Origin of the sequence: uncultured Mucilaginibacter sp. (assembly GCF_937859865.1) — a bacterium.
In the GTDB taxonomy this organism is placed as follows: Bacteria; Bacteroidota; Bacteroidia; order Sphingobacteriales; family Sphingobacteriaceae; genus Mucilaginibacter_A.
The window spans coordinates 1-6,790 of sequence record NZ_CALMAT010000060.1; the positions used below are offsets into that span (position 1 = coordinate 1).

6 protein-coding genes and 1 tRNA gene are annotated in these 6,790 nt (G+C 38.0%); 2 read left to right on the forward strand and 5 right to left on the reverse strand.

Annotated elements, in window-relative coordinates; genetic code table 11:
• Positions 1 to 127 precede the first annotated feature (127 nt).
• The 5 genes from Q0192_RS06455 to Q0192_RS06475 all read right to left on the reverse strand — a co-directional run bounded on the left by Q0192_RS06455 (position 128) and on the right by Q0192_RS06475 (position 5,366).
• Positions 128 to 1,036, reverse strand: coding sequence for a toprim domain-containing protein (locus Q0192_RS06455; RefSeq protein WP_299287845.1), 909 nt, complete (start codon positions 1,034 to 1,036; stop codon positions 128 to 130).
• A gap of 321 nt (positions 1,037 to 1,357) precedes the next feature.
• The gene (locus Q0192_RS06460; protein ID WP_299287848.1) at positions 1,358 to 2,575 is read right to left on the reverse strand and encodes a primase-helicase family protein; all 1,218 of its coding nucleotides are present in this window, start codon (positions 2,573 to 2,575) and stop codon (positions 1,358 to 1,360) included.
• 10 nt (positions 2,576 to 2,585) lie between these two features.
• Positions 2,586 to 2,933: a helix-turn-helix domain-containing protein gene (locus tag Q0192_RS06465; protein ID WP_299287851.1), complete on the reverse strand. Its 348-nt coding sequence runs from the start codon at positions 2,931 to 2,933 to the stop codon at positions 2,586 to 2,588.
• A 94-nt stretch (positions 2,934 to 3,027) separates the two neighbouring features.
• On the reverse strand, positions 3,028 to 4,035 hold the full coding sequence (locus Q0192_RS06470; protein ID WP_299287854.1) for a hypothetical protein: 1,008 nt from the start codon (positions 4,033 to 4,035) through the stop codon (positions 3,028 to 3,030).
• Positions 4,036 to 4,136: 101 nt separating this feature from the next.
• Positions 4,137 to 5,366 (reverse strand): site-specific integrase, encoded by a 1,230-nt coding sequence (locus Q0192_RS06475; RefSeq protein ID WP_299287857.1) that lies wholly within the window; start codon positions 5,364 to 5,366, stop codon positions 4,137 to 4,139.
• Positions 5,367 to 5,455: 89 nt separating this feature from the next.
• Here Q0192_RS06475 and Q0192_RS06480 point away from each other — a divergent pair.
• A tRNA-OTHER gene (locus Q0192_RS06480) sits at positions 5,456 to 5,563 on the forward strand.
• Positions 5,564 to 5,817: 254 nt separating this feature from the next.
• Positions 5,818 to 6,762 carry a site-specific integrase gene (locus tag Q0192_RS06485; protein WP_299287860.1) on the forward strand — a complete coding sequence of 315 codons (945 nt, stop codon included), beginning with the start codon at positions 5,818 to 5,820 and terminating at the stop codon, positions 6,760 to 6,762.
• The last annotated feature ends 28 nt before the right edge of the window (positions 6,763 to 6,790 follow it).

The window sequence follows — 6,790 nt, forward strand, 5'->3', positions numbered from 1 at the left end:
CTGCAAGCTCCAATACCACAACACCTACAGTGCTGCCTGCTTTACTGCCTTTTTGATAGGGCTTTTGGATTCAATAAAGCAGTAAGCATAATAGAAATTCGGCTTGTGTATTTTTAGCTTTTCGTCTTTATCTCCTGCAAAAAGAAGGTGTCATAAGCTTATCTTTCTGGGCTACCAGGTACTCGTTTATATCTTTAAACCTTTGATAGAAACCGGATGAATCGATGCTTTCGATCCCATATCTTTTGAGTTTTTCAGCGGTTTCTTTTCCGGCCTTATCGTTATCCAAATACAGGAAAACTTCCTGGTGCTTTTGAAGCAAGTCAATGCTTTTTGAAAGTAGGTTTACAGAGTTTAGGATCAAAAAATTTGTATCCAGATGCGCCTGTTTTTTCAATTGCAGTAGGGAAAGAAAGTCTATAAATCCTTCCACCAGGCAAACCGATTTTGAGCCGTTATTTAAAAATGTAATATCTTTTGGAGACGACGAACCTTTGAACCAGCCGCTCCTCAACTCGTACCCGCCTGAACGGTTTTCAAAACCAATTGCGCGGTAAGATTTGTCTTTGATAGTGAAGCTAACTTCCTTGCAATACCGTTTTGCTGTATCCTGGCTGATACCTCGTTGATCTAAATAACCAGTAAGCGCAGAGCTTTTTAGTTCTGCTACTTTGTAAATGATGATTCTGCTTTCCTCTTCCTGCTTTAAGTTATTTAGATAATTAAGATCACTCATCAATTTAGGCTGGTGAAAAGAAAAAGAACGCTCATCGCTAGACAGCTTTTTTAGCAGTTCTTCTATGGAACACTCATGTAACTTAATGCCTAGATCAATCATTGTCCCGCCTTCGCCTATCCCGTGGTCATACCAGATATTTAGCTTGGTATTAACTTTAAAGGAAGCATGGTTTTCTTCCCGCAATGGTGAGCAGTACCAGAAGTCATTGCCTCTGGTATAGGCTGGACTGAATCCCAGCTTTTTTAAGTAGTCAGCAATCGGGATTTGCCTGGCTTCTCTGCAATTTATATTTTTCATAAAATTGGTTCGGTTGTTATTGGTTTCTTTTTTTGATTGGTTATTGCTGATTATTCCTACTCTTTCTCCGCCTTTGATGACACAAAAAAGCTGGCTAGTCAGTTTCTGCTGTCATTTCGTTGATTTGATGAAAAAGCTTGTAATGCTTTATTTGTCAATTATTTAGCTGGCATCAATTCCGCATCAAAGCCGTCATCAAAATTTAAACAGGCCTGTTTGCTTTCATCAGCCCTTTTTATTTGATGAACTTTTGATGAAGCTTTGATGACGGTATCTTTCTTATTATTAATAAGTTAGATAGTCTGTCATCAAATTCATCAGTTATTCGTTGAGTTGTAGGACCGTTTTTGTATCCAGCACATAGAACCTGCCTTTTTGCATGGCCTCATAAATGCTTCCATCACCTGCTATTTTATACTGGGTATAGGCATTCGAGTTATCAGCTGGCTTGAGGTTCCAGCTGTTCTGCAAAATGCGGCGAATGGCAATCGTATCAAGATTTCGCATCCCTTTCCGGTTTAACCAGTCCTGCACATCACCAACGCAAAACTTAATTTCCTGCAGCTCTTTTTCGTCGGTAATCGTCATCAGCACACCTGCAATCTCTGCTTCTAGCTTGTTCCGGTTCTGCCGGATTACTTTTTTTAGGGCAGGCGTTGCGATCTGCTGGGTGGTGAACCACATCCGGCTTTGCTTGTGGGTTGAAAGCTTCCGGTCTTGGAGATAATAGATTAAAAACGGAATTTCCTTTTTCAGTTCGGATAGCAGGTTCTGGTTGTCTTTTGATAGTACGGGTATTTTGCGTATCCAGTAACGCGTTTCGCCCGGATCAACCAGCACAAAATTGTCTTCGTTGTTGCTGCACAGAATAAACTTTCCGAAAAACTCGATTTCCTGCCTGTCCTGGCCTTTGGCTTCTGCTTTATAAAAAGTTGCCGTGCTTAAATTCTTCAATCTTTCCGAATCTTCCCTTCGTTCCAGAAACGTTTCATCTACGCCGATAATTACTTTGTGTGCCCACTCGGCATTGAAGTTGGAACGAAAGTCCTCGTTCGTATTGATCGTCATGTTATCACCAAAAATTGCTTTCAGCAGATTAAGGAAAGTTGTCTTGCCGGTATTCCGTTCAGAACTGACCAGGCACAGGATGGGCAAGATCTGCGTTGGCTTTTCAATCAAAATTTTCAGGTAGTCCAGCCCGTATTCCAACTGGTCGCCAAAAATGTGTTCCAGGTAGGCTAAAGTCTTTTCCGGCTTTCCTTCTTTTGGAGCATGGCCAAACGGATAGTACCGGTTGTAGAAGTTACCTACGATGCGCTGGTAATCCAGGTGGCTCGGCACAAAACAAAAGCCGTCGTATTTCGGGATTTCTGACAAAAAGGACTTACCATGATCCTGCTTGATGCACTCCGATGACCAAGGCAGCAGCATCGTCATAAAGTCGCCGGAGGACAAAGGTTTTTTGACTGTCTTGTAATACGTCGTGCCTATGCGGATGTACTGCATCGACTCAGATGAAGAATAATTGTTCTCAGCCATGTAATGACAATTAAAAAGAAGACGGTTTTTTCTTTCTATCAGTCAAGTGGTCTGTTGCTTCCTGCTGTAATTCGGCAACTGTTTTTTTCCGACCGGCTTTAATCCATTCTACCAATTCAGAGCGGTAGAAGTATAAACGCTTACCTTGTTTATTAACTGGGAGTTCTTTCCTGCTTACCTTGCTATAAACAGTGGGAATGGATAGGTTTAAAAACTGTGCTGCCTTTTCTACAGAAAAAATTTCGTCCTGCTCGGGCGCGGATTCTTGCTTATTTAGTAAGAGTTGCTCAATAATAATTAGTCTCTCATAAAGCTTACTTACTGCATTGGGTAATTGATCAAATGTTGGAATTTCCATAGCGCATTAATTTTGTTTAATGCTGCAATTGTAGTGGGTTGTTTTGTAGGGTTACAAGTAGGTAAACTACAACCTCACTATTACCTACTCGTTTTTATTTGTTTTTTTTGTTTTTAGGTACAGGCAGCAGCACAAAAAATCTTCCTTGTTGCTCAATTTTTAAAATTGGAGATTTACAAGGTTTAGAATTGGTTGATATTAATCCACTAAGATATCCTTCAGTAAATTCACTGGTATTACCTTTTTTTGAAAGATAAAGGAATTTAGGTGCTATCCATTTTTCTAAATCAGTTTTTTGGCATCCCACAATCATATTAGCTTCGAAAAGTTGAAGAAAAGCATCAGCTAATTGATTCCCTTTTCCTCTAAAAATTAAGTGTTGTGAAGGGACTTCATCTTTAAACAAAAGGTTGGATAATAATAAATGTTCTTCTTCTGCAAAATAGGACTTGAAAATACTATAGAACTGAGCTATTACTCCTTCTGCAAACATGGGCGACCTTTTAATAAATTTAACCTTGGGAGGTTCCATTTCTGCTTTTTGTTCCTGTTTTTGGTTTTCTTTCTCATCGGCTACTTGCAAATTCTGTTCGTTATTTTTTTTCTCATGTTGGCTTTTTTGTTCTTGGCTTTGCTTTTCCTGTTCCATTTGGAATTGTTTTAGATCACTCCAGTATTCAGGAAGTAGTTCTTCAACTTGCTCAATGAGTTCCCTCAACGCCTTTTCTCTTAACTTTAATGAATCCCCTAGATCTTCAACAAATTTGGGACTAATAGCGAAGTTCTCACGTGCCGATTTCAGGTTGTTGACAATAAACAAAGAGTGTAATCTTATATCAAACAAATAGGATAATTCATAACTCTCATTATATTCATGGTAGTGCTCATGGTAGTTTACCCAAATCGTCCTAAATAAAGCGTTTACTCTATTCAATTGTATCAACTGTAAACGAATGCGATGCTCGTCTAAAGATAAAATATCAATCAATGCCATATCTCCTAATACACGCAGTTCACTTTTGTAGGTGTATGATGTATAATAGTTAGTTTCATAAGTAATATCATATCCTTCTTGTTCATACTTTTTAGCGGGGAAGTCCATAGAATATAGTTCCTGTGTACTAATGCTGAGGTTGAATGTTTGGATACGTGTAAGAAATTTAGTAAGATTTTGCATAAATATTAATCAAGTATTCTAACAGATTAAAGTAGATGTCCCATCGCCTCATCAATAATGGAGTTTTCAAAGCTTTTCAAGTAGGTTTGGGTAATGGCTTCTGTCTGGTGTCCCATTGCTTCTGAAATTATAGCAGTTGCTACACCGCTTTGCTTGAGTACGGTTGCAAAAGTATGTCTAGCCACATAGGTGGTTATCGGTGTTTCAATCCCTAACTCTTTACCCATTAACTTTAAATCACGATTAACTCTAGTTAGTACTTTTTGTACACGGTTGCTTTTTTGAGTAGCTGTTTTATGAATCAACTCATTTAAGATTGGAAAAACATAACTTTCATCAGTTTTTCGTGTAAAGGGTTTCCAGTAGTCAAGAATCTCTAAAGCAGGCCTATTCAAAGAAAAGCTCAATTCACTGCCCGTTTTAGCTCTTTTGTAAAATATACGTCCACCTAATATATTCTTCCATTTCAATCCTGCCATATCTACAAAATTGATTCCTTGTCCGTAATAACTGAAAACAAAGTATTTCTGCGCTTCAAAAGCAGTAGAACCTTCTTTTATTTTTAGTGCTTCAATACGTTTAATGTCAATTTTGGTAATTGCCCTTTTTTGAGTTTTAGTATTGAACCGTTCAGAAATTTTAAACTTATCAAAAGGGTAGTTGTCCTTTTTGGTATAGCCTTCATCTATGGCTGAGTTAAAAAGAGCTCTAAGTGTTCTAAATCTGACAGAAATAGCATTATCAGATAGATCCTTTGAGCGGAAGTAAGTTTCAAACTTTAGTAAGAAATCAAAATCAAGCTGAGAAAAGGTGATGTCCTTTCCTAAGGTAAAGCTTTTTAATTGGTTATAGGTATCCCGATACACGTCGGCATTTCCTATTTGGTTTGATGCCTTTAATCGTTCGATTCGGGCTTCAAAATATTTGAAGACTGTTGTCTTTTTTACCTGCTTACCAGCTACAGCAATTAAAACATCTGGTGTAAAATCTTTTCCTTCATGTTTAAAATCGATAACTTTATCTTTATAAGTACTAACTGCTTTTGAAATGATACTTTCTATCACCTCTTTTTTGGGATGACTTTTTTTAGGCAGGTTGGTTTTTGTATCCCAGTGTTTAGGATGGCAAGAGAGACCTAAAGAAATATATTTTCTAACACGGTTTTTAGAAACTCTGACCATTAAAGGATGTTCGCCATTGGAAAGTGTTTTAGACTTGTAAAGGATAACATTAACAGTAGTATATTCAGTTGCCATTTTATTCTGGTTTACACAGTGGTTTACACAAACACTGCAAAACAAAGATAAATAAAAAAGAAGTACAGCAAACAAAAAGTGCTTTTACAGTATAAAAAAGGCACTTTTGATATGTTTTCTCATAGTAACAAAAACCATAAAATACTATAAAAACCTGCCTGTCACGCAGGAGGTCGCGGGTTCGAGTCCCGTCCATTCCGCTAAAAGGGTATCAAAAAACCTTTAAAAACGCTTAAATCGATGATTTAGGCGTTTTTTTTATGCCAAAAATGCCCGTTTCAGACTAACATTTATGATTCATTCGGTGACCTGTTTAAATCCGTTAGTTTTAGGTCACCGAATAGCTTGTATTAGATTGATTTTGAAAGACTTGAAGGACAAAGTTTAGCCATAAAACGGTTCAAAATGAACTAACCAACATGCGATCAGGTAACTTAAAATCTAATTTGGAATGAAAAACACGCAAAGCTTCTCAATTTTAATTTGGGCGGACAAAAGAAAAGAAGATGCGAACGGCTATCTGCCGCTTTATGCAAGGGTAACCGTGGCAGGCAAACGGGCCGAAATCTCCATAAAGAAAAAGGTTAACCGGGCGAAGTGGGACGCCAGAACCGGCTATTTAAAAGGCAACACTGAAGATGTCCGATCAACTAATAACCTGATCAACGAGGCGACTAACGACCTATCACAAATTTACCGCGATATGCAATGTAGTGGTGAGTTTTTAACAGCAGAGGAAATAAAACTCCGCTATACCGGTAATCCGGTCAATAAAAGAATGCTGCTGGAAGTATTCGATGAACATAACAAGCAGATGAAAGAACTGGTCGGGATCGACGTCGTTAAGGCCACGCTTACCAAGTATAATACAGTTCGTGGCAAAATTGCCTCTTATATCCTACATCAGTACCAGAAGCCAGATTTTTACCTGGAGAAGCTGGATTATGCTTTTATAAGTGGCTTTGAGCACTACTTAAAAACCAAAGTAGGAATTGATCATAATACGACCATGAGGTATATTACCAATGTCAAAAAGATCATTAATAAAGCAGTTAATCATCAGTGGCTTAAAGCAGATCCTTTTGCCGGTTTTAAATGTACTTCCAAAAAAGTAAACCGGGAAGCTTTATCAACAGAAGAGATACAAAGGCTGTCTGAAAAGAAATTCAAAGTTAAGCGGCTCGAAGAAGTAAGAGATGTATTTCTTTTTTGCTGCTATACCGGCTACGCGTTTGTGGACACGGAAAAGTTAACATTGGCCAGCATTGTAAAAGGGCATGACGGGGAGCAGTGGATTAAAGTAAACCGCACTAAAACTGATATTCGTTCTAACGTTCCGCTTTTGCCTCAAGCCCTTACTATTATTAAAAACCTGAGTTCGATTAATAAATATTGATAAAAGTTTGCCAATCAATAGAAATGTA

Coding starts and splice junctions, on each gene's coding strand:
- Q0192_RS06470 (WP_299287854.1), bottom strand. CDS start 4,035: ATGGACTTCCCCGCTAAAAAGTATGAACAAGAAGGATATGATATTACT.
- Q0192_RS06460 (WP_299287848.1), bottom strand. CDS start 2,575: ATGGCTGAGAACAATTATTCTTCATCTGAGTCGATGCAGTACATCCGC.
- Q0192_RS06475 (WP_299287857.1), bottom strand. CDS start 5,366: ATGGCAACTGAATATACTACTGTTAATGTTATCCTTTACAAGTCTAAA.
- Q0192_RS06465 (WP_299287851.1), bottom strand. CDS start 2,933: ATGGAAATTCCAACATTTGATCAATTACCCAATGCAGTAAGTAAGCTT.
- Q0192_RS06485 (WP_299287860.1), top strand. CDS start 5,818: ATGAAAAACACGCAAAGCTTCTCAATTTTAATTTGGGCGGACAAAAGA.
- Q0192_RS06455 (WP_299287845.1), bottom strand. CDS start 1,036: ATGAAAAATATAAATTGCAGAGAAGCCAGGCAAATCCCGATTGCTGAC.